This window comes from Cellulophaga sp. 20_2_10 (assembly GCF_023476645.1).
In the GTDB taxonomy this organism is placed as follows: domain Bacteria; phylum Bacteroidota; class Bacteroidia; order Flavobacteriales; family Flavobacteriaceae; genus Cellulophaga.
In genome coordinates this window covers 244,037-268,894 of the sequence record NZ_JAMCOJ010000002.1, presented here as the reverse complement: position 1 = coordinate 268,894, position 24,858 = coordinate 244,037, and the positions used below count along the sequence as shown (strand labels likewise).

At 31.2% G+C, this 24,858-nt stretch carries 28 protein-coding genes; 2 read left to right on the top strand and 26 right to left on the bottom strand.

All coding sequences use genetic code 11. From position 1 onward, the window contains the following. Nucleotides 1-5 precede the first annotated feature (5 nt). From M4I21_RS05120 to M4I21_RS05100, 5 genes are all read right to left on the bottom strand, one after another. The gene (locus M4I21_RS05120; RefSeq protein ID WP_249558045.1) at nucleotides 6-647 is read right to left on the bottom strand and encodes a hypothetical protein; all 642 of its coding nucleotides are present in this window, start codon (nucleotides 645-647) and stop codon (nucleotides 6-8) included. Between the two features lie 209 nt (nucleotides 648-856). Then, entirely contained in the window at nucleotides 857-3,058 is a 2,202-nt protein-coding gene (locus tag M4I21_RS05115; RefSeq protein ID WP_249558044.1) for a PepSY domain-containing protein, read from the bottom strand. Between the two features lie 7 nt (nucleotides 3,059-3,065). Next, nucleotides 3,066-3,557: a DUF2271 domain-containing protein gene (locus tag M4I21_RS05110; RefSeq protein ID WP_249558043.1), complete on the bottom strand. Its 492-nt coding sequence runs from the start codon at nucleotides 3,555-3,557 to the stop codon at nucleotides 3,066-3,068. Nucleotides 3,558-3,568: 11 nt separating this feature from the next. Next, complete coding sequence (locus M4I21_RS05105; RefSeq protein ID WP_249558042.1) at nucleotides 3,569-5,044, bottom strand: ankyrin repeat domain-containing protein; 1,476 nt, start codon at nucleotides 5,042-5,044, stop codon at nucleotides 3,569-3,571. A 243-nt stretch (nucleotides 5,045-5,287) separates the two neighbouring features. Further along, complete coding sequence (locus tag M4I21_RS05100) at nucleotides 5,288-6,262, bottom strand: helix-turn-helix domain-containing protein (RefSeq protein WP_249558041.1); 975 nt, start codon at nucleotides 6,260-6,262, stop codon at nucleotides 5,288-5,290. A gap of 123 nt (nucleotides 6,263-6,385) precedes the next feature. Here M4I21_RS05100 and M4I21_RS05095 point away from each other — a divergent pair, with 123 nt between their 5' ends. Together M4I21_RS05095 and M4I21_RS05090 are read left to right on the top strand one after the other, a co-directional pair. Beyond that, nucleotides 6,386-8,812 carry a TonB-dependent receptor gene (locus tag M4I21_RS05095; protein ID WP_249558040.1) on the top strand — a complete coding sequence of 809 codons (2,427 nt, stop codon included), beginning with the start codon at nucleotides 6,386-6,388 and terminating at the stop codon, nucleotides 8,810-8,812. Nucleotides 8,813-8,831: 19 nt separating this feature from the next. After that, nucleotides 8,832-10,199: a DUF4374 domain-containing protein gene (locus M4I21_RS05090; RefSeq protein WP_249558039.1), complete on the top strand. Its 1,368-nt coding sequence runs from the start codon at nucleotides 8,832-8,834 to the stop codon at nucleotides 10,197-10,199. A 117-nt stretch (nucleotides 10,200-10,316) separates the two neighbouring features. Here M4I21_RS05090 and M4I21_RS05085 read toward each other — a convergent pair whose 3' ends face one another. The 21 genes from M4I21_RS05085 to M4I21_RS04985 form a co-directional block, all read right to left on the bottom strand. Then, nucleotides 10,317-10,649, bottom strand: coding sequence for a hypothetical protein (locus M4I21_RS05085; RefSeq protein WP_249558038.1), 333 nt, complete (start codon nucleotides 10,647-10,649; stop codon nucleotides 10,317-10,319). Between the two features lie 192 nt (nucleotides 10,650-10,841). Continuing rightward, on the bottom strand, nucleotides 10,842-11,324 hold the full coding sequence (locus M4I21_RS05080) for a hypothetical protein (RefSeq protein ID WP_249558037.1): 483 nt from the start codon (nucleotides 11,322-11,324) through the stop codon (nucleotides 10,842-10,844). Nucleotides 11,325-11,341: 17 nt separating this feature from the next. Beyond that, complete coding sequence (locus M4I21_RS05075; RefSeq protein ID WP_249558036.1) at nucleotides 11,342-11,689, bottom strand: hypothetical protein; 348 nt, start codon at nucleotides 11,687-11,689, stop codon at nucleotides 11,342-11,344. 387 nt (nucleotides 11,690-12,076) lie between these two features. Beyond that, nucleotides 12,077-12,547, bottom strand: coding sequence for a hypothetical protein (locus M4I21_RS05070; RefSeq protein ID WP_249558035.1), 471 nt, complete (start codon nucleotides 12,545-12,547; stop codon nucleotides 12,077-12,079). A 25-nt stretch (nucleotides 12,548-12,572) separates the two neighbouring features. Further along, entirely contained in the window at nucleotides 12,573-13,199 is a 627-nt protein-coding gene (locus tag M4I21_RS05065) for a hypothetical protein (protein WP_249558034.1), read from the bottom strand. A gap of 7 nt (nucleotides 13,200-13,206) precedes the next feature. Beyond that, nucleotides 13,207-13,776, bottom strand: a complete 570-nt coding sequence (locus M4I21_RS05060) for a hypothetical protein (RefSeq protein WP_249558033.1) — start codon at nucleotides 13,774-13,776, stop codon at nucleotides 13,207-13,209. A gap of 455 nt (nucleotides 13,777-14,231) precedes the next feature. Beyond that, nucleotides 14,232-14,693 carry a MarR family winged helix-turn-helix transcriptional regulator gene (locus tag M4I21_RS05055; protein WP_249558032.1) on the bottom strand — a complete coding sequence of 154 codons (462 nt, stop codon included), beginning with the start codon at nucleotides 14,691-14,693 and terminating at the stop codon, nucleotides 14,232-14,234. A gap of 20 nt (nucleotides 14,694-14,713) precedes the next feature. Continuing rightward, on the bottom strand, nucleotides 14,714-15,073 hold the full coding sequence (locus tag M4I21_RS05050) for a VOC family protein (RefSeq protein WP_249558031.1): 360 nt from the start codon (nucleotides 15,071-15,073) through the stop codon (nucleotides 14,714-14,716). A gap of 85 nt (nucleotides 15,074-15,158) precedes the next feature. Next, complete coding sequence (locus M4I21_RS05045) at nucleotides 15,159-15,629, bottom strand: hypothetical protein (protein ID WP_249558030.1); 471 nt, start codon at nucleotides 15,627-15,629, stop codon at nucleotides 15,159-15,161. Nucleotides 15,630-15,641: 12 nt separating this feature from the next. Then, complete coding sequence (locus M4I21_RS05040) at nucleotides 15,642-16,019, bottom strand: hypothetical protein (protein ID WP_249558029.1); 378 nt, start codon at nucleotides 16,017-16,019, stop codon at nucleotides 15,642-15,644. Nucleotides 16,020-16,207: 188 nt separating this feature from the next. Beyond that, nucleotides 16,208-17,008: a hypothetical protein gene (locus M4I21_RS05035; RefSeq protein ID WP_249558028.1), complete on the bottom strand. Its 801-nt coding sequence runs from the start codon at nucleotides 17,006-17,008 to the stop codon at nucleotides 16,208-16,210. A gap of 7 nt (nucleotides 17,009-17,015) precedes the next feature. Continuing rightward, nucleotides 17,016-17,615, bottom strand: a complete 600-nt coding sequence (locus M4I21_RS05030; protein WP_249558027.1) for a hypothetical protein — start codon at nucleotides 17,613-17,615, stop codon at nucleotides 17,016-17,018. Between the two features lie 92 nt (nucleotides 17,616-17,707). Further along, on the bottom strand, nucleotides 17,708-18,733 hold the full coding sequence (locus tag M4I21_RS05025) for a hypothetical protein (RefSeq protein WP_249558026.1): 1,026 nt from the start codon (nucleotides 18,731-18,733) through the stop codon (nucleotides 17,708-17,710). 11 nt (nucleotides 18,734-18,744) lie between these two features. Next, nucleotides 18,745-18,963: a hypothetical protein gene (locus M4I21_RS05020; protein WP_249558025.1), complete on the bottom strand. Its 219-nt coding sequence runs from the start codon at nucleotides 18,961-18,963 to the stop codon at nucleotides 18,745-18,747. A gap of 281 nt (nucleotides 18,964-19,244) precedes the next feature. Continuing rightward, nucleotides 19,245-19,982, bottom strand: a complete 738-nt coding sequence (locus M4I21_RS05015) for a hypothetical protein (RefSeq protein WP_249558024.1) — start codon at nucleotides 19,980-19,982, stop codon at nucleotides 19,245-19,247. A gap of 196 nt (nucleotides 19,983-20,178) precedes the next feature. Beyond that, on the bottom strand, nucleotides 20,179-21,030 hold the full coding sequence (locus tag M4I21_RS05010; protein ID WP_249558023.1) for an RNA 2'-phosphotransferase: 852 nt from the start codon (nucleotides 21,028-21,030) through the stop codon (nucleotides 20,179-20,181). Between the two features lie 65 nt (nucleotides 21,031-21,095). Beyond that, nucleotides 21,096-21,908 (bottom strand): hypothetical protein, encoded by an 813-nt coding sequence (locus M4I21_RS05005; protein WP_249558022.1) that lies wholly within the window; start codon nucleotides 21,906-21,908, stop codon nucleotides 21,096-21,098. Nucleotides 21,909-22,437: 529 nt separating this feature from the next. After that, the gene (locus M4I21_RS05000) at nucleotides 22,438-22,953 is read right to left on the bottom strand and encodes a hypothetical protein (RefSeq protein WP_249558021.1); all 516 of its coding nucleotides are present in this window, start codon (nucleotides 22,951-22,953) and stop codon (nucleotides 22,438-22,440) included. A gap of 115 nt (nucleotides 22,954-23,068) precedes the next feature. Next, nucleotides 23,069-23,590 carry a hypothetical protein gene (locus M4I21_RS04995; protein ID WP_249558020.1) on the bottom strand — a complete coding sequence of 174 codons (522 nt, stop codon included), beginning with the start codon at nucleotides 23,588-23,590 and terminating at the stop codon, nucleotides 23,069-23,071. A 165-nt stretch (nucleotides 23,591-23,755) separates the two neighbouring features. After that, the gene (locus M4I21_RS04990; protein ID WP_249558019.1) at nucleotides 23,756-24,070 is read right to left on the bottom strand and encodes a hypothetical protein; all 315 of its coding nucleotides are present in this window, start codon (nucleotides 24,068-24,070) and stop codon (nucleotides 23,756-23,758) included. 169 nt (nucleotides 24,071-24,239) lie between these two features. Further along, nucleotides 24,240-24,734 carry a hypothetical protein gene (locus M4I21_RS04985; RefSeq protein WP_249558018.1) on the bottom strand — a complete coding sequence of 165 codons (495 nt, stop codon included), beginning with the start codon at nucleotides 24,732-24,734 and terminating at the stop codon, nucleotides 24,240-24,242. Nucleotides 24,735-24,858: the final 124 nt, after the last annotated feature.

Genomic DNA, 24,858 nt, shown 5'->3' with positions numbered 1-24,858 from the left:
TTTATTTAAGTGCATTGCCATAAATATCCGCTAATTTTATGTTGATTACACCAAAAAGCGAAACAAATTCCGTCATTACCAAACATTATTTCATTGCCATTAATTGGATTCAAATCCGGGAGTCCACTATCTAGTTGAAATATAAAAGTCATTTTATTATTACATTTTGGACAGCATATATTTTCAGGTTCTTGAATCCAGATAGGTTTTCCTCCAATTTTATTACAATTCCCTTCCCATTCTTGATTTTTAAAAGAAAGAGGAGTCAGAGCAAGTTTTATATTCGTTTCCTTAAGAGGTTGATTACAATATTCGAATTCTATAGGAATGTTTTCATTTAACCTTTCAATTTCTCCATTTTCTGAATGTTTATAAAATAGATAAGGACCATTTATTTGTGCATTGAAAAAATCTTCAAAGTTGAGTCCGAATATTCGACCTTTAAGTTCTATTCCGTTAACAAGGAAATTTTTATCAAAAGAAATCAGATGGTTTATTCCATTTTTCAATACTCCGCCAAATTTCAGATTGGAATTTTCTAGTGGCTCAAAACCCCAAGTAGGATGCTTATTATTTCTTTGTCCGAAATCATTAGTCGGTAAATAATAACTTCTTTCAAAAATTATATGATAGCTGTTATTTTGCATTGTTTTGTCATATTTGCTCTAACTAGTTAGTAACCGCAATCAATTGCGTTTATTCAGCCATATTGGAGATATAAACGCAATAATTACATTTTCCTACAATATAAAAATATTTTCTGTAGTGCAATTACGGAAATGTGTAATTAGGTAAAAAAAGAGTATAAATAGCATAAAAAAACCCGTAACATAGAGTTGCGGGTTTTAGTTTGTTTTTAGTAGCAGTCCATTAAAATACGGCCTTTGTTTTGGTAGTAACTCAGCGGCTTTTTTAGGTGGTTTTTACAAATAGTGTCTAACACCGTAGTAACTTCTTTTTGCATACCTATAGAGCCACAAATTAAAATATAACCTTTGTCTTTTATAAGTTGGGCAACTTCTTTACCGTTTGCCGCTAACAGGTTTTGCACGTATACTTTTTCTGCTTGTTCTCTAGACAGTGCCAAATGTAAAGACGTTAAGTTGCCTGCCTGTTGCTGTTCTTCTAATTGGTTTTTGTACAGCTCAAAAGATGCTCCTGTACGCCCACCCCAATACAAGTGTAATTTTTTGTGTGCTGTGTTTTGGCGTATCATCCCTAGATAAGGACCAATACCTGTACCAGTAGCTATTAATACGGCCTCTTTTGCTTTTTTAGGCAAATGAAATGCTTTGTTTTTTACTATACCACAGCCTATTTTGTCGCCCACAGCTAGGTTTTGCAACCTGTTAGACACATTCCCTTTTTGGTGACATTTAACGCTTATAACAAGCTCGTTTTTTGTCCATTTACCAATAGAATATAAACGTTCTCTTTCGTCTTTTTCGCCTAAAATAGAGAGTAAATCTCCGGAGGTAAACTTTACTTTGTTTACGGGTTTTAGGTATATACAAAAAGTATCATCTGGGTTATTTTCTGCCTTGGTATGCTTGGTTACGGTAAAATCATAGGTCTTACGTTTCTTTTTGCTGCCAATGGCTTTTGGTAAACTTATGTTTAAATTCTCTTGTTTGCTCCACGCCAACAACCACTGGTTAAAAGATTCTAAACTTTGGTTGTTTATGGTAAATACATCTGCCAAACGGTTGTTATTTGGGTGCGCTTGCAACATAGTATCTACATCATAAGCAAACTTACAATAGTCTGGGTATGCTAAAGAGCCAAAACCAACTACAGAGTAGTTAAACTTTGCACCTTGCTGGTTTGTGTTTAATAGTGCTTTAAACTTTTTAGCATTTGTTGGCGCTTCTCCTGTACCATAGGTAGATGTCATGATCACCAAATGCTGCATATTTTTGTAACTCTTGTAGCTGTTTAACTCTGCCAAATATGCTTTTTTTCCCAAACGTAGTAATTCCGAGTATAAGGCATTGGCAAAATGAAAAGTGTTTCCGTTTTCAGACCCTATAAGAATAACATAATCGCAGTCGTCCTTTTTATACTTGTTCTTAATTCTAGATTTTCTGCGTTGCAGTGTAATGCTAAAGCCGGAATACATAAAAAACAAAATACCAATAGAGGCCAACAACAAAACTATACTCCATATTATACTGCCCTGCCCTGTATGAAACAACATACTATAGTAGCTTAGTACAACGTAAAAAGGATAATTTACCTGGCTAACAATATCACCATTAAATTGGTTTACTAGATACTCTTTGTCTGTTAATTGCAGTAAAAAGTAACTTTCTGGAAAAGGTGCAAATGGGAATTCTATTTTACGAACCTCTGATAACTTGGTATCTTTAAAAACTCTAAATTCTGATAGGCTTATTATGGGTTCCTCTGCAAACAAGGTATCTTCTTGGTGTACAATTTTTGCCGATGGTAGTACAGAAAACTGCTCTAAAGACAAATACACACCTGTTAGCGTTAGTATTAAAATAGGAATAAGCAACCATCTACCAAAAAGGGTATGGTAATATGGATTAAAGTTTTCTTTAACTATAGGTTTAAAAAAGCCTTTAACACCACCTTTTTTTTTTAGAATTAGAAAAATTCCGCTAATGCTTATTAAGCACAATAAAAATGAAGATAAACCTACAAAAAACCTACCTATACCTTTTAAAAATAAGGAACGGTGTAATGTGGTTGCAAACTTAAAAATGGGGTTAGACTCTTTTGGAGTGCCTAAACTATCTCCTGTTTTTGGATCTACGTATATTATTTTATCTACACCATCTTTGTCTATTACAGATGCCGTAACCCAGCTGTTCTTATCTATTTCTACAGAAATTACCTCAGCATATTTTTGCTGTAGCGTACTTGTAAATTCTGCAACAGTAACCTGGTTTAAGTCGCCCGTAGTGTAGGGCTGTACCCGATTACTAATTGGTTCTAGTGCTAAAACAGTACCTGTTAAAGCAGCTAATAAAATAAAAATAGAAGAAGATACAGCCAACACAAGGTGACTGTATCTCCAAACTGATAATGTCATAGATTAATTATTTCTGAGGCAACATACGTATGTAACGGATATATCCTGTACCGTCTACTTTACTATTTACACTTTCTGATGTTAGCTCAAAGGTTACATCGTCTGCAACATATTTTTGATCTTCTACAGCAGTTTCAAAACGTATTTTATAGCCTTTATTAAGCTTATCGTCATCAATTTTAATAACTTTTATAGCACGTTCTCCACCGCTTATTGTTGCGCCAGTAATAGCATCAATCTTACTATTTTTCTTTTCAAAATAACCCCACCATTTTGTTAAATCGTGGTACCACTCTGGATCATCACCCAACACATTTAAAGTCTCTACATACGTCCCTTTTGCATCTAATAAAGAAACCACTACGTAAGCACCTTCGCCTTCGTAATTTTTTAACTGAATCATACATTTGTACTGACTCGTTTTTGGGGCCGTTGTAAAGGCTGCCAATGTAAATAAGCCAACTAATGCAATTGTAATTGTTACCAATTTAAGTTTCATAACGCTATTTATTATTTTAAAAATTCAATTTCGTTTTTATCTAAAAGCTCATTTTCTAAAGCTAAGTCGTAAACAGTTTCTTCAAAATCTGTTCCAATAGCTGTTTTTGCTCCTAATGCAATTAATTGCTTTATGTTATCTACATTGTTAGACGTCATAGCAGCAAGGTGCAAAGCAGTAAGTCCGTTTGCGTTTTTAGCATTAACATCTATTTTATAAGCAGCAATTTTAGCTAATAAATCTGTATTGTTTTTAGTTACCGCCAAATGTAAAAGTGTATTCCCCTCGCTCTGTACACGAGCAATATCTAAGCCTTTTTCTGTAAGTAGTTCCCATTTTTCTGTAAATGGTTTTTCACTTCTTTTAGAGTAAGATTCTAATAAATAGTATGCAAGGCTATTACCACTAGCATCTACTGTATTAATAGCTGCTCCTTTGTCTATTAAAAATACAACCACATCTTTACTGTTACCACGTACTGCATTCATTAAAGCAGTTTTACCTTCTTTGTTTTTAGCAGATACATTTGCAGCTTCTAAAAACTCAACAATTTCTAAACTGTTACGGCCAGCAGCATTCATTAAAGGCGTATTCCCTTTATTATCTGCCTTAGAGATAGAAACTCCTTTATCTATAAAATACTGAAACAACGCTTTGTCTTTGCCACTGTATGCTAAATTATGAATTGGGTTAACACCATCGTTATTTGTAGTATTAGCTGCAATACCTAAACCTTCTAAATACTTGAAGAATTCTAGGCTATTACCTCCACCTCTACCACCTTGCGATGCAACTAAAATAGCATTGCTACCATCTAAATTAGTGTCCTTATACGAAACTCCTTTTTTAACCAATTCTTCTATAATAGTCTTGTTACCTACACGAGCAGCATAGTCTACTACGTTAAGACCAGCTTTGTCTGTACTTTTAAGATCTAGTCCTTTTTTAATAAAGTAATCTAGTTCTTTTAAACTTTTTGCCTTCCCAATTAATTGGTGTAAAGCGTTAGTCCCTTTAGGACTCGTCTCGTTAATAGAAGCGCCATTTTCTATAAGTAAGTTGTACAGTTCAGGATTTGTTTGTCCGCCACCAGCTGTAAAAAGCAACGCAGAACTCCCTTTATCATCTATAACATCTGTTTTAGCACCAAGCTTTAAAAGGTGTTTCATTACTGGTAAGTTCCCTTTCATACCTGCCCAAAACAAGTAGGTACGTCCATCGTGAGTTACCTTATTTACTACATTACCCTCTATGCTTAAAAGGTATTTTACAACATCTAAAGAAACATCTGCTAAAATAGCGTTTGTAGTAGCATCGAACCCATTAGAACTTAAATCTACAGGGCTATTGCCTTCTTTTACTTTTTGCTGAACCTCTTTTACTGTTGTAGCTGGCTTAAAAAAACCACGATTTAAAAAAACATTAGCGTCTTGTGCGGTAATTGTACCAACAATTAACAAAAGAGTTAGGGTAAATAATTTTTTCATTTTTGAATCTATTTTTAATAAATAAAGCTTATTTCTTTATTTAGACTTATTATTGATAAAGCGCAAATATAAGAACTATTTTTATTTAGAATGATTAAAGATAGAATTTTTATAAACTATTTTTTTCTGATGTTAACAGCTGCTTTATCTCTAGTGATTTTCTTGTAAATTAAAAGTCTTATCCAAGGGCAGTTCCAGTAATTTGAAGAAACAGAAAATGGTATCGGGAGCTAGTTATTCTTCTTATTTAATTAACTGACTTGGTAAATACCCCATCGTTTTTTTAAATGCTGTGGTAAAGTGTTGCGGATTAGAATACCCAACCTCATAAGAAACCTCAGCTATAGAATACCCTTTTTCTAGTATCAGTTGTTTTGCGTTTTCCATTCGCAATTGAGTGATGTACTTAAAAATGGTGGTTTTGTATATTTTTTTAAAATCGCGCTTTAACTTTGTTGTATTAAAACCTGCTATCTGTGATAGGGTATTAATCGTTAGCTTCTGCTTTAGGTTTAACCTACAGTATTCTTCTACCTTAACAATTGCAGCATAATCTGCTTCTGGCATAACAGTATCTACAACTTCTAGCTTTGTTGTATCCATTAAAAAATCTAACAACAGAATGGTAATTCTACTTTCTATATAGTTTTTTTTAAGACTACCCGTATAAGCACAGTTTAGAATTTCTTTTATTTGGTTGCTTAACTTTAAAGGTATTTGTCTGCGCTCTTTAAAAAAGACAAAAGGAACTTCTGCATCTATGGCCGTAGTCATATCTAGTAGATTTGCGGTACGCTGCTCCCCTAGTATGCGCTCTAGAAAACTCTGGGTAAAAAACACTTCTAAGGTTCTTGTGTGTTTGCTCGTAAATATATCTTTACTTGGCTGCAAAGGCAAAAAAAAAAGATTGCAACATCCTTCTGGTATGGTTACCACCAAATCGTTATTTGTTTGGTGACTGTAGCTGCCCAACAATGAAAAATGCAACTTAAAAACAGGACAATTGCAAGATATAGCAACTGCATATCCCTTTGCACTCTCCGTATTTTTACTGCCAACCAAAAACTCACTATAGTGCGACTGGGATTCTTGCCCTAAAACACCCTGACTATTGTAATTGATATTACTTTCTACAAATGCAGTAGTAGCACCCGTGCTGTTCGCAATGGTATTACTAAAATTAATAGAAGCAGAAAAGCTTTTTAAACTTTGTTTCATTATTTCTTAATGCGTTGTTAAAACTTCCGTTTGCGTTATTCGTTTCACCCAAACTGAACTTAAGTTTGCAAATCTAATTTAATTTAGACTAAGTCTTAATAAATATAAAAATATTTTAATTGTATGTTAAAAATAGTATCGGTTTTAAGTCTATTACTTTCTATTTCGGCCTTCTCTCAACCAACTGAGGATACCAAAAGAGGTACTATTACCGGAACTATTTATTTTAAAAATGGAACCCCAGTTGCAGCCGCTTCTGTGTTTACAGAAAAACCTATAAAACACACATATACAAATGACAAAGGCTTTTTTTCTTTAGAAGATTTACCGTACGGTAGTTACACAATTGCCATAAAATACTACGGTAAAGAAATTGAAAAACGTACCATTACCGTAGACAAACAAAACATACAAATTAAACACACACTTAGCTACAACGAAACAAATGAGCTAGATGAAGTTTTAGTTAGCGGAAAGACAAAAGAAACAGAAATAGAGACACAGGGTTTTGCTGTTAACGTTATAAAAACCGAAGAAGCCAGCATTAGAAATATACAAACTAACGAATTATTAAACACATCTGTTGGTGTAAAAATTAGGCAAAACGGTGGTTTAGGATCAGAGGTTAGTTACAGCCTAAATGGGTTGTCTGGTAGTGCTGTACGTATTTTTATAGACGGTATTCCTATTTCTATGTATGGTTCTTCATTTAACCTAAATAGTATACCTACTTCAATGATAAAAAATATTGAAGTCTACAAAGGTGTTGTTCCTGTACATTTAGCAGATGATGCTTTGGGTGGCGCTATAAATGTAGTATTACACCAAGACGCTAAAACAAACTTAAACGCGTCTGTTTCTTATGGGTCTTTTAACACCTTACAAGCAAATCTTAATGGTTTGTATCGATTTGAAAAAACAGGATTTACAGTTAAGGCATCACTCTTTCATAATTATTCTGATAACGATTATAAAGTAACTGGCAGAAGCGTAGTTGTGACTGGTTTAGGTGGTGTACAAACACCAATTACAGCACGCAGATTTAACGATGCTTACAGGTCTACTGGTGGTATGGTACAGCTTGGCTATACCGATGTAAAATGGGCAGATCAATTCTTAATTGGTGTAACAGGTTCAGATGATTATAAAGAAGTACAACACGGTGCGTTTATGACCATTACACCATATAAAGACCGTTTTTTAGAGTCTAATGCTTTACTAGCAAACTTAACGTACCAAAAAAGAGATCTTTTTACAAAGGGCTTAGATGTAAAAGTAAATGGTGTGTACGGTAAAAGAAACCGTAGTATTAACGATACTGTTTCTTGGGCCTATAGCTGGAGTGGTGATAGAGCTATAGATTTTAGAGGAGACGAGTACCAATATACTTGGAGGTCGCAACAAGAAGGCGGACCAACATTAGCCAAAATAGACAGAAAAGTTGCTTCTATTAGAACTGGTGTTTCTTATGCTATTAACCAGAACAATAAGATTACAGCAAATCATTTTTATAGCGGAATAGACAGAGAAGATAGTGATGCACTAAGATCTGTTTTAGAAAATACATTTAAAGGATCTAGAGACTTACATAAAAATATTTACGCTTTAAGTTACGAGCTGTCTGCCTTACAAAATAAGTTAAGAGCTAGTGTCTTTGGAAAATTATATCAGCAAAAAACAATAAGTATAGATCCAGATATTGTACAAGATGAAGACGGTAATGCCATTGTGGTTGATGAAATTGTTGACAGCAATAAAAAATATGAAGGATACGGTTTTGCAGCTTCTTACGCTGTTTCTCCAGATTTTACGGTATTGGCATCTGCAGAGAAAGCAATACGCCTACCTAATGAAACTGAAGTATTTGGTAACGATGGTGATAACGTGGTTGCCAACCCAAGTATTAACCCAGAACAAAGTAACAATTACAACTTAGGATTTAGATTTGGAAGCTATAAAATTAAGAAGCACGAGTTCTCTGTAGCAACCAATCTCTTTACAAGAAACATTAAAGACCGTATTGGTCTGCCTATAGAAACATCTTTAAATATTGATGACGAATTAATTTTATACGTAAACCAAGGTAGTGGTACTTCTAAAGGGATAGATGCTCAATTTAACTACACCTATAACAAGAACTTTGGGATAAACTTTAATGTCTCTCGATTTAGTCTAAACATTGTAAATAACGGCATAGAAATAGACGTTCCTAACACTCCATTTTTTACTATGAACGGGAATTTACGCTACTCTTTTAAAGATGTTTTTCAGAAAAAATCTAGATTAAACTTATTCTACACTATGTACTTTACAGATGAGTTCTCTTACCTACCAAAACAAGGAACAAATACTGTAGGAGACGAGTTCTTTAAAGTACCTACACAATTGGCACAAGACTTTGGATTTAGCTATGCATTTCCTAGCAAAAGACTAGTTGCAAGTTTTGATATTAAAAACATTTTTGATGAGCCTGTATATGACAATCTATCGGTACAAAAACCAGGTAGAGCTTTTTACTTTAAACTTAATTATTCAATTCATAAATTTTAATTCTTAAATAACATACAATATGAAACGCAATTTAATACACAACAAAACATTTGCCATAGCCCTTACTTGTATTGGTTTATTAGCTTCTTGTAGTAGTGATGATAATGGAGATGACCCATCGGTAGATCCTGTAGAACCAACTGCTGGTAGATGGATAACTGTTGCTGCTGCTAAAATGGGAGACAATCCTGGAGATGGCAATGGTGGTACACTAATTTATTCTGTAACCAGTGAGGACGCTAAAGACCCTACTGTACAAATAGATGCTTTTAACAACGGACTTATTGTACCATCTAACAGAACTGCAAGGTTACAATCTTCTGAAGATGGTAGCACTATGTTTAATATTAGCTACGCTGGTGATACTGGTGGTAACTATACAAAGTACAATGTAGAAGGAGGACAAGATTTTACTAAAATAGGTACAGAGGTAAGTATTGCTCCTTATGTTGGTACTGCTCCAAGGTGGATAAAATTATTTGATGGTGATAAAACAGGATCTGCTGTTTATGTTTCTACAGAAAACAAGTTTGACGATAATGGTACGCCTGATGATGCTACAGATGATACCTACTTACGTACTGAAGCTACTATGGGAGTAGTAACATTAGATTTAGAAAATTCTTCAATTAAGAACTTTGAAGAGTCTAGTATTCCTTTAACTACTGAAGAAGAAGCATTAGGGTATTACATCTCTAGAATAGATATGCCAACATTAAACGCTGCCGGAGATAAATTATACATTGGTGCTCGTTTAAGTAAATTAGATCCTGCAACAGCAGAAGGCGAAAGTGGTTATGAGATTTTAGGCTCTAAAACTATTGTATTAGATTACCCTTCTTTAACAAACCCAACAATAATTACCTCTACTGTAGGTCACGGAAATACAAACGGTTACCGTAGTATTAATTCTTTTGAATATAATGGGAGTGTATACCAAGCAAACCAAAGCGACCCTGAAGGTTCTCATATCTTAAAGATTGATGCTAATAACGAATACGATAATACGTACGACTTTAATTTAGATACTGCTTTAGGTATAGAAGGTGCTTATATTTTAGCTTGGAGACCAGCTGCTAACGGTAAAGCTGTAGTTGCTTACCGTCACAACGGTTCTGCTGAAGGTGTTGCCGGTTTACAAGGATTTTTTGCTTTAGTAGACTTAAATGCTAAAACTGCTGTAAAGATAGATGCTATTCCTTACGATCCTGATTTCTACTTATTCCAATACCAAGGTTTTGTAGTAGACGGAGACGAAATATATGTAACACAAGCTCCTGTTGGTAAAAATGGAAACATTTACGTTATAAACACCGTAACTGGTGACGTTACTAAAGGTGCTGAATTGGTTAACACAACTGGTAGTCATTTTATTGGTGCTTTCTAAGCCCAAAAAAAAATATACTTTGTACAAACAAAAAGTCCCTTATCTAAATTCTAGGTAAGGGACTTTTTATTTATTAGTATTTATCGTACTATAATGTTTTTAATGCTAAAGACTTTGTTAGCGTTCTTCAAAATACAAACCTTCCGTATCATCTTCAAGTACACCTGCTCCCAAAATATAATTTTTTCCAGCCTCAACAGCGATATGTATTTGTGTGGTTTTGGTTTGGTACGTTACGCCATGAGCAAAAACCTCATACGCTCCTTCTTCTAGATAAATAATTTCTAATTTACCCGCAAAAATGCCTTTTTTCTGTTTACTATATTCCCAAAAAAACGTCTCTAGTGGTTTTCCGTTTATAGCATCAATTTTAATGTAATTAAGCACTCTTGCATACCCTTCTTTATTTGCCGGTATATTTTCCTTTTTACTTTTGCTAAATAAGCCCATTTTTATTTTTTTAAATAGATTTTATAAAAACTGATTGCGATAATTCTTCCAGATCACTTCATATTAAAATTAACAAATAAGTTCCTTAATGTAAAATACATGGAAATAGAATTTTCTTCTTTTTTTAGTTGAGAAAATAATTAGACATACCGCTTTAATATACATCATAGAAGGTTTATAAAAAGTAGTCTTTTAAACCTTATTTACTTCTGTATAAAGTGGTGGTTTTACTTCGTAATACACATAATCTCCTTCTTGTACATCATCAAAACTTTGCTTGCCTACTTCATATTCTTTACCATCTATACTAATATAAAAATTACTAGACATAGACTTTATAGTTAGTCTTTTATAAACAGATCTTTTCTTTTCTATGTGTCCATAATTACAAAACTTCTGGTTTTTTTGCAGAAGCAATTGACTTTCTTTTATATTAGTTACAAAAGGCTTAAGATTATATACGGTTATTACCCATATAACCACTATAATAGCCAAGTATACAATAACGGAATAAACATCTTTTGACTTAAAAATACCAAACACCATTAAATAACTAAATACCAATGCCAGTATTCCAAAAAAAATAATGGTTACATAATCTGTAACTATACCAGAGTCTATACGCTCTATTTCTTTTGAATTAAATGGTTTTATTTGAGGTTTATTGCTCTTCATTATATTTGCTATAACCTTTATTCTCTGTAATCATAGTCACAAAAAATTGCTAACTTTTTTTTATCGTTTCCACTTTCTAAATAAAGCATTGCTTCCGTAATGTGTTGCTCATTGCCATCTTTATCTGTTACATCAAATTCTAATGCAACATCAATCATTCCGCTATCTCCAATAGGTGTGATCTCACCTATTTTAAAATTTCTAATTTCTGTGCCTTTGGGTATTTTGTCCGCATCGCAATAACCGTTTTCAATTTTATCAAAGACATCTTGTTTTATTTGTTCTTGAAAAGTCATTTTATTACCACAAGAAACCATAAAAACTAAAGCAAAGACAATTAGTGCTGAGTACATTCTATTTTTCATATTCTATTTTTTGGTGGGTTTATGTTTGGTTTTATTATGTAGAACGTTTTCTGCACTGTTTTTATTCTTCTTTATTCGTCTTTCAGAAAAAAACTAAAATACGCCTGCATAAATACTGCTTCTAAAATATCTTTTTTTTTCTGGATTTACGATACCAGCGTCTATATGCTCTATTTCTTTAGCCTTAAATGGTTGTATTTATGATGTACCTCTCATACCTATATAACCTTTTTAAGTTGGCAGTAAAGTACTTCTTATGAGTTACGTATAATTTTACTGTTACTGTACTTTTCTACAAAGCACCTTTAAAATAAAAACACCAATGACTAAAAACCATTGGTGCTCTTTTAAAACTTAGCATGTAATTTATTAAAATAAAATACGTGTTTATGCCTCTACAGTTTCTTCCTTTTTTTTCTTTTTGAATAAGGCTCCTAAACCTGCTTCATGAACTTCTACTTCTATATTCATGTTGTCTTTAATAGTGTTTCTTACATCATCGTAAACTTCAGAATCACTACCATATATTAAGCGTATTATAATTCTACCAATAAAACCAACTTGATTGTGTAAAAAACCTAACCAGCCAGCTAATGTTGCTTCAGAAAAATTAATAGTTGTAAACTTAGGAACCGCTGCTGATGAACTAGAAGTTCTTTCAATGCCAACTACAGTTCTGTGGTATGCATTTTTAATTACTGTAATTTGGTCAGAACCTGCTCCGCCCATCATTTTACCAGCTAAACCAGCTTCTTTCTTTAATTTGTACTCGTACTTATCACCTAATTTTTCTATTAATAATTTTTCTACATCTTCAATTGTAGGGTGATCTACTGCTTTGTAAATTTCTATTTTCATTTTATTTTATTTAGATGGTTGTTTTTTATTCTTCAAATACGTTTAATCCGTCTGTACTCACAAGCGTTCCATTTTCATCTGTCTTAAAAGAAAATTTAAACGTATTTGTGTCGGCTATTCTTTTCCCGTAAAAACTGTTTGCTTTAGCAGAAATTTTATCAGCAAATAAATTAAAAGATTCATTTATTTTTCCTGTCTTCTGGTCTACTGTCATACTATAACTACCTTCTAACGCATAGTTATTAAACTCCTTTGTTTCTTTTTCTATTAAAATAGTCGCATTTTTAAAATTTTCTAGAATGCGATCTATTTTAAAATCTTTTAATTTTAGCACCTTTGTTTTATCAGTGTCTTTTATGCTAGATTCTGGCTTAAAAAGTTTATTCATAGTTGTAGAATAAAACCACATTGATGATTTTCCATCTTCTAAAAGCATAATTGTTACCTGCTCTACCTCTGTAGAATTTTCGTTTTTATTAGAAATAGCTAATGAGTACACTTCTGTATCTAAGCCAAACTGGGTTTCTATTATATTTTTAATCTCAGAAATACCTTCTTCTGTACTTAACTCAATACTACCACTAGTTCCTGCAGCACAACTAGACAAAACTAGAAGCAACACACAACATAAACTTTTAAATGCTTTATTCATTTTACGATTACTTTATCAAATTTAATTTATTGTTTTTATCAACCTTAAAACTGTATTCTTCATAAGTAACAGTTATTACTTTACCAGAACTACTTGAGCCGGTCTCGTACTGCACATCGAACTCTGAAAAAATAGCACCGTTTTTATCTGCTTCAAAAAACCAATCATTTAAAAGGTAATCTTTACCCTCTTTAAACAATCCTTTTTCCTTTAAAAGAGCTAAAGCTTCATTATACTTGACTGGTATAATAGACACATCTACCTGACCTATGGTAAACGGATTCTTGTTTTTAAATAGATTTCCTAAAGGACTTTTAACTGGATCTGTAAACCCATTGTACATAAATTTATCTGTAAAAAAGATATTCTTTACTTTATATACTCTGCTAATATTATCTAGATTACTTTCTAATGTTGATGCATTTAAAGACAATTGATACACCTCAAAATCATCATCAAAATTTTCTTGTAAAGTCTTTTCAATTTTTAAAATACCTTCTTCTGTACTTATCTCCTTGTCTTTACAAGAAAACAGACTAACGCTTACAAAAACCAAAACTATTAATGCCTTTTTCATTTATTCTTAAATTATTTAAAGTTCGCTTAAAAAAGATTTTTCTTTAATAAGCTAATCACATTCTTTTTTATATAACGAACATATTATGTGGTTATTACCTATGGCTTTTTATAACTGTAAAACAATTTTAATACGTAGCAAACATATTGTGAATTACGATAAATTAATATTGTAAATGTATATTTGAGTAGGTTGAATATATATTTGACACCAAGCGCCTATTATTGTAAATCCTCTATAAGAAAACGAAATATAATGGTACGTAATTATAAACGATAAGATATTATCCTTGATTTTAGGGTATTACAAAGACACACTACCATACCAAAATGTATTAGCTAACGACCTGTAATTGTAGAAAAATCTACAGGTTCTATTTTCAGCTATATTAAGTAGTTTATTTTGTATTGAAAATTATTGTTTTCTGTAATACTTTTATTCTTCTTTATTCTTCTTTATTCTTCTTTATTCTTCTCAATTATGTCTGCCATATTCCTGTTAAATACAGACAAATTATCTCCTAAAATAGAAAAGAATTCAATATCAGTATTTTCAACCGTAGTTAAAGCTGTTTGTAAAATTTCTGCTCCTTCTTTTGTCAACTTAATTACTTTAGCTCTGGTGTCTGTAGGGTGCTCTTCTCTAGTTATAAACTTCTTTTTCACAAGAGTTCTAAGTACTTTAGAAACCATCATTCTGTCTGTATTACTTTGGTTAGCAATATCAACCTGAGTAACAACTTCAGTCTTTTTAGAAAGCCAACCTAATGCTGTTAAAAGAACAAATTGTGTTTGTGTTAGGTTTAAAGGATCTAATACTTTTTTTAGTCTACGTTGCCACAGTATTGTTACTTGCCCTAGTAAATAACCTGGACTATCTTGTGGACTCTTAAAATTAAACTGAATTTTTTTAGGCATAATAATACTGAAATATTTAATTATTTAGCTTGTAAAAAAGTTAGTTTATAACCATCAATATCTTTTATATGGAATGCTTTTCCAAAAGGTGTTTCAATAATTGATCCTACAGTAGTTACCCCATTCGCAACAAATTTCTCTTTTAGTTCTTCTACATTTTCATTAACGGAAAACCAAAGAGCAACACCTATTCCTAGATCTTTCTCTTCAATGGGTTCAAGAGGCGTGCGAATAGCAAAACTTGCTTGTCCTTGATTGCACTTAAAAATACAGGCTTGAGGGTTGGAGTTATCAATTTGAAAACCTATTTTTTTTGTATAAAAGTCTTTTGATGCTTCCAAGTTTTTCACTTGTAAAGATGCAAATGTTAATTGTTTCATTTTATCTTAATCTAATTGTTGCTGCAAATATAGTATATTCGACAACAATAATGTGGTGATTTAACAAATTATAAAAAAATCACCTCTACTCTTCTGATAAAAACTCGTGTTTTCTTAGCAAATTAAGCAACACACTTTTCATAGTGTTAGCACATTTACTTTTTATAGAACTCTTGGTTAATTTATTATCTATGTCAATATTTCCTGTTAATGTAGAAAGACGCACTTCTGTTACAACAACATCTTCTTTGTAAAAGAGAAAAACTAGATCGTAATGGTATAGCAAGTCTCTTTCTTGAGTGTATGATTCTGGGTCTTTTAACTTTGCACTAATTAATTCTTGATCTTCTTTACTTAAGGTTACCCTTTTTAACTCCTTCTTGTATTCCTTTTCAGTATCTCCTGGTTTAGACATTTCTTTTGTATGAACTTCCCATTTAGAAAACTGTATACGGTCTGTAAGCTGTGAGTTAATATTTAGTTCATCTATACTGATTTGCGCATACCCTATTGAGGTAAACAGTGCAAGACACACTAATAGTAGTTTTTGTTTCATTTGTAGCGTTCCTTATTTAATGCTCATATTTTGTTCCCTAGACAGCACATCGTCTAAGGTTTCATCCATAATGTGTACTTTATATAGTTTTACATTTACACTTATTTTATTTTTTGTAATACTATCTTCTAGGATGGCTAAACATTCTTTATCGTTTACATATGCCTGTAGATTTTCAAAATTAGGTGGCTTAGGAATATCCAACAACCACTTCTTATCTTCATTTACAAACTGTATACAGTTTTTATCTTCATCTACCAGCCCTAAAAAGTTTTCTGATCCGTCTAATAACTCTAAAAACGTATCTATAGCAGATTCTACAGTTACGTCTATGGCGTTACTAGATGCAACCGTTTCGTTAGTTCCGTAATTTGTATAAAATAATTTCATTGGTTTAAATATCGTTTAGAAGTTATAGGTATAAAAGTAGTACTACAGCTCTAAAATTAGCAGACACAATTTATATGTGCAGCTGTAAAACCTATATTCGTAATAAAGTGGATAGACTTTATAATGAAGGCCATCCTTGGATAAATCTCCCAACTACTGCGCTATAAGCGCTATCCTGTTCGTTCCTTTTACTTTAATTGAATGTGAATATGATCATCGTGCCTTACTGCCCTGCAACCGTGATATCTAATTCTACTATCGTTTAAACTCATTCTACTTTTTAAATGTGGCTCTATAAATAGTTTCCCTAAATTTTGATTTTTCAAGATACTGTTTATCAATTTTTTTGTTCCTTTTTCAGAGAATATATAACCTTTATTTATTGTTCCGAACGTCATATACTTGGGATAATCGTATTGAAAATAACCACTGCTAATACACTTTGTAACTTGGTCATATTCATTTACTGTAGGATCCTCAAAAACACCATAGCCACTAACAGATTTTTGTCCATTTTTTATAATCCCGTTTTCTGTTTGGTAAATTAGACTTAGATCTATCTTTTTTCCGTCGTTATGACTTAAGTGCGGAAGTAGCGGAAACTTATTAATAAAAGGAAAATTTGCATCTAAATAGTGAATTTCTATAGCTGTTGCAGATAGTTCTTTTGCTGTTTTACTTAATAGATCGTTTAGCTTTGGCCTTACATAGTTTCTATTTAATAAAACAGTCATATAATTTGTTGCTTTTATTTTTTCTGAATGCTTTACTTTTTCGCGCCCAAAGATTGGAGCTACAAAAGGAACAATTAAAAATGTAGAAAAAAGATACAGTCCTATAAAAATTACTGGCGTTTTATACTTTAGTTTTTTATTCCATTTTTTAGAGACTAGTAAACTTAGTAAATAAACAATTCCACCGATCTGAGTACTTACAGTCAGCACAACAAAAAGGAGTATTTTTAATAGCGTCTTAAGTAGTTTCTTCAATTTTATATTAATTTTTAATATCTAATTTCATCAATGCACTATACAGTTTATCTAAAAATAGTTGTTGTTCTATATCTTCTTTAAAATACCGTTGATAAACAACACTACAAGAATCTACATCCACAATATTATCTTTAGCAAAAGACCAATCATCTGGGTTTTTAACAGCTATACCTAAGCTGTTATCACAGCCTTTCCAAAGATTAGAGAATTCTGTCTCTTTGTTTTTATTTAAGCTGTTAAAATCTGCATACACAGTATAGCCAATCATTTCTGGGTTAAAGTATTTAATAATTTTTGTAATGGGTACTCCACCCCATTCTATTGTTACTCCCTCATCAAAAGAAATCTGAGTAATATTTTTGTTTTTCAGTGGTTTTTTTTGCTCGTACTTTTCCCAAGAATAGCGCTTTTTGTATGTTATTTTTGTCTTTTCTGGCAACAATATATTATGTACAATGAGTGGTTTTGTGGTTCTAAAGAAAGGGCTTTTATCTGGTGTATGCACAACCCACATTTTGCCAAGTGCTCTAATATAGAGGTAACCGCCAACGACCACAATAAGCAGTAATAAGCCAATTATTATAAATATGTATTTTACTTCCATCTATTGTTTGTAAATGTATGGTGTCTGTTACTAACAGCGTGGTGAGTATTTTTTATTTATTCGATTCAATTTCTATTTATTCTTGGTACTATTTAAAACTTATTTCGAATAATTATTTTTTTGGTGATCGGCTTAATATCTTGATTATTAATAAATAAATTAATTTTTTCAACCTTAGCTGCAAACACATATTTTATTAATAAATAGGGCTCTTTGCTTTTTAATTGAGAAATCGCATTTTTCTCAAAATAATCCCTTAATTCATCCATATTTTTAATTGTATTTGCATCTATTAACTTAATAGCTTTCTCTTCTAAAACCTTGAATTTCTTCAAATATTCTATCTCTAAATCAACAGGAACACTAAACTTAGAACTTCCAGAGGGTTCAAATAATTTTCCGTCTTTATAAACACCTTGTATTTCTCTTATTTGATCATATACATTTTCTGAAGCGTAGAATGAAAATGAATTATTCTCAAATGATTGAATTACTAGAGAGTCATTATTTATAAAATATTTTTTCTCTTTTTTATTAATTGATATTTGTATATTTTCTGGAAGTAAATATTTAATTTCTGCTTCTATACTGTCTATAGGATTACCATTTTCAAGCTTTATATATGCGTCTGCAGAATATTCAAAAAAAGTTGTATCCTTTTTAAACAAATCTACCTCTCCACTTTTATAAAATAGCTTCTTTACAATAATTTCAGGTAATATTTTATTGTTATTAGAGTAAAAATCATCTTGTCTGCTTTTTAGTTCTAAAGCCGATTTAAACCCTTTTATATTAATTTGACTTCTAGTATCTAATGACATTTGAGAAAACAATAATGCACCTAAATACTCATCAACGTCTTTCCTTATTTCATCATAACTATCTACTTCAGATTTATCAAAAAAATATGGTTTAGCGTTTAGTCCTTGGTCGTCACTTACTCCCATTTGTAGTATCTCCGTTGGCTCTAAAAGTCTATCATTTATCTTTGAGATACTCGCTATCATTTGGGCTTTAGCTTCTTCTAGTTGAGCATCTATTTTTTTAGTTCCCTGGGCATAAGAACTAAAGAAATTTGAAAATGCTAATAGACATAAGGGTATAAATATTTTTTTCATTTTATATTATTTTATTTTGATATAATGTCATCTTCCGTTTCAAACTTCTCGTCAGGACCAGCAGGCGTAATTAAAAAATCTTTTCCATTTTGGGTCATCGCAAATTTATAAACTCTATTCCAAGCGTCTTTTCTCCGGCCTTGTCTAGTTGGATTATCCCCAATCAGTTCATTCAAATCTATTGGGTATCTCCCTAAATTCTCATTACAATTTTCCATTCGATCACTCATTTCCTCTATTTCCTTTTTAGTTTTTTTAGGAAAAATGAATTTGCTCTGATAATTAAAAACCAAGAAAAAACTCAAAGTGGTTATTACAAAAACAAAAATTACCACAATAGAACTCGGTTGTAAAAAGTACTTATAAAATGGTCTTTTTATTCCGTTTTCTTTTTCCTTGTTCGAGATTTTTCTATGATGCTTTAAATCTTCTCGTAGAAGACCAAGTTCAACTAACTAAAATTATAGTTTGTATCATTGCTGCGTTTTATCAAATATTCCACAACCGCAATCTATAAAAATAATTTCCCTACCAATCCTAACTCATTTTTTATGTCTGTCCGTTCCAATAGTTTTGTTGGATTAACACTCCATTTTTCTGCTATACTCATCACTAACGTTTCATCAGCAAAATTTAAATCTTCACGCTCAAAATATTCTTCTTGCTCTGCTTCCTTTGATAAAGAATTAAATAAGTTTAGTCCGTCCTCAGCTTCAGTTGGTGCGCCAAATACTTTTATAGTTTCCATACTTTCTCCTACATAAGAATAAATACGTTCCGTTTTTCCTTTTATAGATTTCATCCAACTATGAAATTCAACTACACGGTGCGTACCAAAGAACTGAGCTTCTCCAAATTCCGCGCTCAAATCATTTATAAAATTCTCTAATTCTAAAATATTTTCTAGACTATCGCCTTTATTGGGTATTCCTGTTCCTGTTATTAAAGTCCACTCTCCTATTTGGGGAGTAATAAAAACCCCATCATTGTAAGCCGCTTCAATCCCTGTTTCCCAGTTGGCTTTTTTAATATTCTTTAATTTTATTATTTCTGCAAGTCTATTTTTCTGATTTGTTTTTACAGCAATCCAAACCATTTTGTATCCAAAATTTACGGGCTTATCTGTACTGTCTGAAACTTTTAATGGTTTCTGATTATTATGAAATTCAGCATTTGCTCCAGATTTTTTAGCATACCAGACAGAAATTAAAATAAGTAAAACTACCCCAATGATGATAAAGACTTTCATTTTTTATTACTGTTAATGGTTATTTATAAGAAGAATATATACCTGTTTATGTACTTTTTCAATTGGAGCTTCACCAAATAACCCTGCTTTAAAATTGGCCCAGTCAGACAAGAAAGCTACCAAAACCACAAAGACTATTGACCCAACTATTAGTTTATATTTATTTTTTATATTAAAATTTTTATAGAACTAATGTTTAGGTCTCAAAATCCAAGTACCAATCTTCTTGATCTATTATAAATCTTTTTTCCATCCATTCGTCCATATTTTTATATTTTTCTACAGATGGCCAGTTCCTTCTTTCTGTTTTTCCACTCCACGTAGGGTGTATTACATATAATTTTAAGCTGTCTTTGTCTAGAAAAAGAACATCATCATCACGACTAGATGTAGCAATAAGTTCCAACGTATCTATTATCCAATAAAGTTTTTGAGTATATCTAAATTCTTTCTTAAGCTCTTCTTTAGTATACTTACTGCGATTTTCAGATACATTAAATACCCACGGTTCAAAATATAAAAATTGAACAGGAATATTTAACGTAAGCCAAACATTTTGTTCTGTTTTAAAAAATACCCAACCGTTTTTAATTAACTCTTCGGTATCTATTTCAATTAAGAATGGTTTGCCGTGCCTTTTACCTACCTCAAGAGCCATTTCTTTAGTGTCCGATAAATGTACGTATTGTCTTTCTCCAGAAATAAGACCTTTTCTCAGAATTCCGTTTATGTTATTTATAGACGTTCCGTGATATAGTGTTTCTCCTGGTATTTCAGGAGCTAATTCTTGTTCTATAGAAACGGAATGTCCGTGAGTTGCTTTTATTCTCTTTGTTTCTAAATCAATTTTCCAACGAACCTTATCAAAGCTTTCATTTAATTGTATAAGCTCACTTTCATTAAAATCAAAATTATTTAATTTCAATGCTTTAATAACACTTTGGATCTCTGCCCAACCAAATTTGTCTAGCTTAATAAAACCTTCTTCTGGTTTATGCCTTAACCAATAACTAATTAATTTGCTTATTTCTTGTTGATTTTTGCTCACTTTACGTAGTATTCAAAACGTATTTGTATATGGTTTACCAGCTTACTTAAACACTAAAACCTGTATTAATTATATATGGCTTCGCCATATATTGTGTCCATTCTTGTTTGTATTTGTCTTAAAACATCATAGACTATTTCCTCATTATTTTCATGATGTCTCCTAGCCCAAAAAGAATAAAGCATAAAAGTTGGACTAAAACTTGTAGCTTGCCTACTTTGAAATTTATAAAAGTCGCTATCATCAGTGGTTGCAACGCTCCTTAATAAGGTTTCAATTTCATCTATATTTTCAGTATCGTTTACTTCTTCGGCCAAATTATACAATTCTTCTAAAAATTTAGAATCAACATCTTGGTAACTATCAACTAAAGCATTAACATACAGATTCATTTTAGAACTTTCATATAAATTATTTTTACTTAATAAATAAGTAATTAAATCCAAATTACTGTCTGAAAAAAAAGAAGTTAAAAATTCTTTTTTTCTATAGGTCATCATTTCAACTGTATCTAATTTATGCCAGTTATTAATGAGAGATCTTGATATATGATTTTCTTCACTTATATGAAATCTCCAGCTTAATACTTCAATTAACCTTACATCGTCTTCTTTTGCCTTAGCGACTATTTCCTCATAATTTTCTTTTGAATGAAAACTATGTTTGTTGTTTAGTATATCTATTTCAGACTTTAAACTTGTAATTTCATATTTCAAATTTTCTATTCCAGATTTTAAATTTGTAATAGTATCATTTAACGTCTTTATCTGAGTACGTTCTTTTGTTTTTGAATTATCATTTTTAGCCTTGTCTGATGTATTACAAGATGCTAGTATAATGGTTACAACCAATAGTAAATTAACTTTTATTGTATTCATTCTTAAAATGTTTGGTAAGGTATTGGTATATGGTTTATTGGGAGTTTAAGTTCCTAATTTAGTAAATATTATCTTACTAAAAAATTCAAGAGTGTTTTGTAAGTAGACTGTAACAATTAATTATATACATTATTGTGTGTTTAGTTATCTTTAGGAATAAAACTCACTTATCATTTCAATTACTTTAAATATTAACATTGCGATAAGCATAACTAAAAGAAACTTATTAAAATTTCTCCTACCCTTTTCAGAAAAAAGTTTACTTGTAACTAATTCGTATACTGCTAATAATATGGCAAGTATATATAATATAATTATAAAATATTTCATTATTCTAATATTTACTAAATTGTTAATACAACCAATTTAGTAAATATTACCCTATTATAAAGTACGTTAGTTCTGATGCTTTATGATTTATTTTGTTTTAAAGCGAAATAAAAAAATTGGCATACTTGGTAAATACGCCCAAGCCATTACATATAATACGTTGTACACTGTTTGTTATAGTCATTGTCCAATGTTGACTTTATAGTTCGCTCTCCTTTAAATCTTTAGCTAAACTTGCAATTTTTAATTTCTTATTTCGCATTATATATTCAAAATCAGCAAAATTATCAACCATTAACTGACGAATATAATAATTTATATGCTCAAGAATTGCGAATAAATTGGCTAATACTCCCCACAAAATTAAGTTTTCAGGAGTAATTCCCCAGTTATTTTGATACAATTGAATTGCAAATACTATTGGAATGAAACCTATTAATATCAAATTTATTTTTTTAGATTTCCTGAAAATATTTAGGTTTTTTTCTTGATGAAAGGGCTTGTTCATCAATCTATATAACTTTAATTTCCAATAGTGTTGCCCTTGAATTAGTATTACGATACAAACAAAAATACCGTACAACAGAAAAAATATATCTACAAATGAGTTCTTAAAGATTAGATATACTAATATTGCTGGGAAAGTCACAAAAGCGTGTAATCTTTCCAAAGGATAATAAACCTTTAATCTTTTAATTAGTTTCTGTTTGCTCATATTTAGTTGTGGTTTGCACCTAACAGTTAAGTGTAGACAAAGTAGTGCTTAAAAAGACACTACATTTTAATTTTAGCTCTTATTGGCTATGTTTTATTAACCTTGTTGTATGTTGTTATTTACACATGGATTGAGTAACCTTGTTTTTCCACTGTATCCAGTATTCTTGTAATCCTTCAGGAGTTGTTTTAAGAGTACTAATATCTAATTTATGCTTGTCTATAACAACATTTTTAAGTTGCAATTTTCTAGATTTCAATTCAGGTTTATGGTTCCATCCGCCAACATGATCAAAAGAAGTATAGGCATCACATTTTGTATTAACTCGCTTAAAAGGTATTTCTAGATAATAAGTTACATTTCCGCTCCCCATTCCTTTTGTTGTCATTTTAATATTTTCAAAATCTACTTTAGAATATTTACCTCCTTTAAATAATTCTTTAAGCTTATCTCCCACTTTTGCCGACATTTTGTTTGAAAACTGATGTGCTATATCAGACCTATTTATAAACTCTGCACCTACATATTGTCCATTACATCCGTTATCAGAACATTGTATGCTGTCATCAAAATTAATAAAACTACAAAGTGATAGTATGGATAAAAAGCTAAGAATTAAGATTACTATTTGTTTCATTTTTTATTCTTTTAAATTTTGACTTAAATATAAAATTTTAGACAATAGTTTATTTTTTTTTGAAGGCATCTAGAAGGATATTCCAAGACAAAAAACCTGTTTTTAGACGCTCTTTATTTTCTACTATCGTTTTAAAATTACTAAGCAATAAACTTATGAACTGTTTTAGATTATGAATAACAGTAAAACAAGTACTTGCAAGCTAAAAAGTAGTAGGTTTTTATTCCGTTTAGTAATTTCTTTCTTTTTATTAAATAAATATGCTTCTATTAATACGAATAACATTCCCGAAATGTAAAAAAAACCCATGGTATAAATTGCAATAAGAAACCCCGTTCCCATTCCACAGTTTTGTCTATTTTCCATAGTGTAGCCACTATCATAATTTAATGAGATAAAAACGCTTATTCCTAAACCTATAACTAGCCAAAAAATAAAAAATAAAGCACGTAATAATAGATGTCTCTTTTCAGTTTTCATAGTTTTATTTCTTCTAATAGCTGGTAATGTTTATGTATATGGTACGCTCCGTACTATAGCACCTAATTTAGCACATAAATCACAGATAGTATATTCCGATAGTACAGTAGCCTAGGGATTCGTAACTAGGTTAGAACTAGCAATAAATTATATACCGTGTTAACGATAGTTATTTTTTATATGCCTTAATGTTCCAAGTTTTATCATACCAATCTTTCGTTGAATTAATTCCTAATTCAAAATTTTCGGCATCAATTTTCAGTTCGCTTACTATTTTATCAAATGCAAGTTCTCCAAACTTCACAAGATAACTATACCAATTTGGCGGTACAGAATTATGTTTAACTTCTTCAAAATCTGACAATTCGAAATTAGCAGGATTAAGAAATCTAATACTTTCTTTTTGTTTAAATAATTCAGCCATTTCTAAATCTCCTTCCGCAACATATTTATCATAATATTTTTTGTTATGCTCATTGGATTCTTTACTATTTTGTAACGAATTAATCTTACTATCAAAATTTATTGCACTTACGTTGGCATTTCTATCTGTCCAAATACTTACTGTAAAAACTATGAAATCAGATTGTTCCAATTTCATTCGTTTCAATGATTTTTCAAGCATTAAAGTTAATTCATCAACATAATTATTTTGATTTGTCATATTTATAAATCTAATCTTTTCTTTAATTTCATTCTGTTTTTCGTTGTTCTTTTTAGCAGACGCAGAACGGTTGGTGTATGGCTTGTTCCGTGATTAAAATTAATTAATTTCCGATTAAGCACTG

Coding starts and splice junctions, on each gene's coding strand:
- M4I21_RS05120 (WP_249558045.1), bottom strand. CDS start 647: ATGCAAAATAACAGCTATCATATAATTTTTGAAAGAAGTTATTATTTA.
- M4I21_RS05115 (WP_249558044.1), bottom strand. CDS start 3,058: ATGACATTATCAGTTTGGAGATACAGTCACCTTGTGTTGGCTGTATCT.
- M4I21_RS05110 (WP_249558043.1), bottom strand. CDS start 3,557: ATGAAACTTAAATTGGTAACAATTACAATTGCATTAGTTGGCTTATTT.
- M4I21_RS05105 (WP_249558042.1), bottom strand. CDS start 5,044: ATGAAAAAATTATTTACCCTAACTCTTTTGTTAATTGTTGGTACAATT.
- M4I21_RS05100 (WP_249558041.1), bottom strand. CDS start 6,262: ATGAAACAAAGTTTAAAAAGCTTTTCTGCTTCTATTAATTTTAGTAAT.
- M4I21_RS05095 (WP_249558040.1), top strand. CDS start 6,386: ATGTTAAAAATAGTATCGGTTTTAAGTCTATTACTTTCTATTTCGGCC.
- M4I21_RS05090 (WP_249558039.1), top strand. CDS start 8,832: ATGAAACGCAATTTAATACACAACAAAACATTTGCCATAGCCCTTACT.
- M4I21_RS05085 (WP_249558038.1), bottom strand. CDS start 10,649: ATGGGCTTATTTAGCAAAAGTAAAAAGGAAAATATACCGGCAAATAAA.
- M4I21_RS05080 (WP_249558037.1), bottom strand. CDS start 11,324: ATGAAGAGCAATAAACCTCAAATAAAACCATTTAATTCAAAAGAAATA.
- M4I21_RS05075 (WP_249558036.1), bottom strand. CDS start 11,689: ATGAAAAATAGAATGTACTCAGCACTAATTGTCTTTGCTTTAGTTTTT.
- M4I21_RS05070 (WP_249558035.1), bottom strand. CDS start 12,547: ATGAAAATAGAAATTTACAAAGCAGTAGATCACCCTACAATTGAAGAT.
- M4I21_RS05065 (WP_249558034.1), bottom strand. CDS start 13,199: ATGAATAAAGCATTTAAAAGTTTATGTTGTGTGTTGCTTCTAGTTTTG.
- M4I21_RS05060 (WP_249558033.1), bottom strand. CDS start 13,776: ATGAAAAAGGCATTAATAGTTTTGGTTTTTGTAAGCGTTAGTCTGTTT.
- M4I21_RS05055 (WP_249558032.1), bottom strand. CDS start 14,693: ATGCCTAAAAAAATTCAGTTTAATTTTAAGAGTCCACAAGATAGTCCA.
- M4I21_RS05050 (WP_249558031.1), bottom strand. CDS start 15,073: ATGAAACAATTAACATTTGCATCTTTACAAGTGAAAAACTTGGAAGCA.
- M4I21_RS05045 (WP_249558030.1), bottom strand. CDS start 15,629: ATGAAACAAAAACTACTATTAGTGTGTCTTGCACTGTTTACCTCAATA.
- M4I21_RS05040 (WP_249558029.1), bottom strand. CDS start 16,019: ATGAAATTATTTTATACAAATTACGGAACTAACGAAACGGTTGCATCT.
- M4I21_RS05030 (WP_249558027.1), bottom strand. CDS start 17,615: ATGGAAGTAAAATACATATTTATAATAATTGGCTTATTACTGCTTATT.
- M4I21_RS05025 (WP_249558026.1), bottom strand. CDS start 18,733: ATGAAAAAAATATTTATACCCTTATGTCTATTAGCATTTTCAAATTTC.
- M4I21_RS05020 (WP_249558025.1), bottom strand. CDS start 18,963: ATGAGTGATCGAATGGAAAATTGTAATGAGAATTTAGGGAGATACCCA.
- M4I21_RS05015 (WP_249558024.1), bottom strand. CDS start 19,982: ATGAAAGTCTTTATCATCATTGGGGTAGTTTTACTTATTTTAATTTCT.
- M4I21_RS05005 (WP_249558022.1), bottom strand. CDS start 21,908: ATGAATACAATAAAAGTTAATTTACTATTGGTTGTAACCATTATACTA.
- M4I21_RS05000 (WP_249558021.1), bottom strand. CDS start 22,953: ATGAGCAAACAGAAACTAATTAAAAGATTAAAGGTTTATTATCCTTTG.
- M4I21_RS04995 (WP_249558020.1), bottom strand. CDS start 23,590: ATGAAACAAATAGTAATCTTAATTCTTAGCTTTTTATCCATACTATCA.
- M4I21_RS04990 (WP_249558019.1), bottom strand. CDS start 24,070: ATGAAAACTGAAAAGAGACATCTATTATTACGTGCTTTATTTTTTATT.
- M4I21_RS04985 (WP_249558018.1), bottom strand. CDS start 24,734: ATGACAAATCAAAATAATTATGTTGATGAATTAACTTTAATGCTTGAA.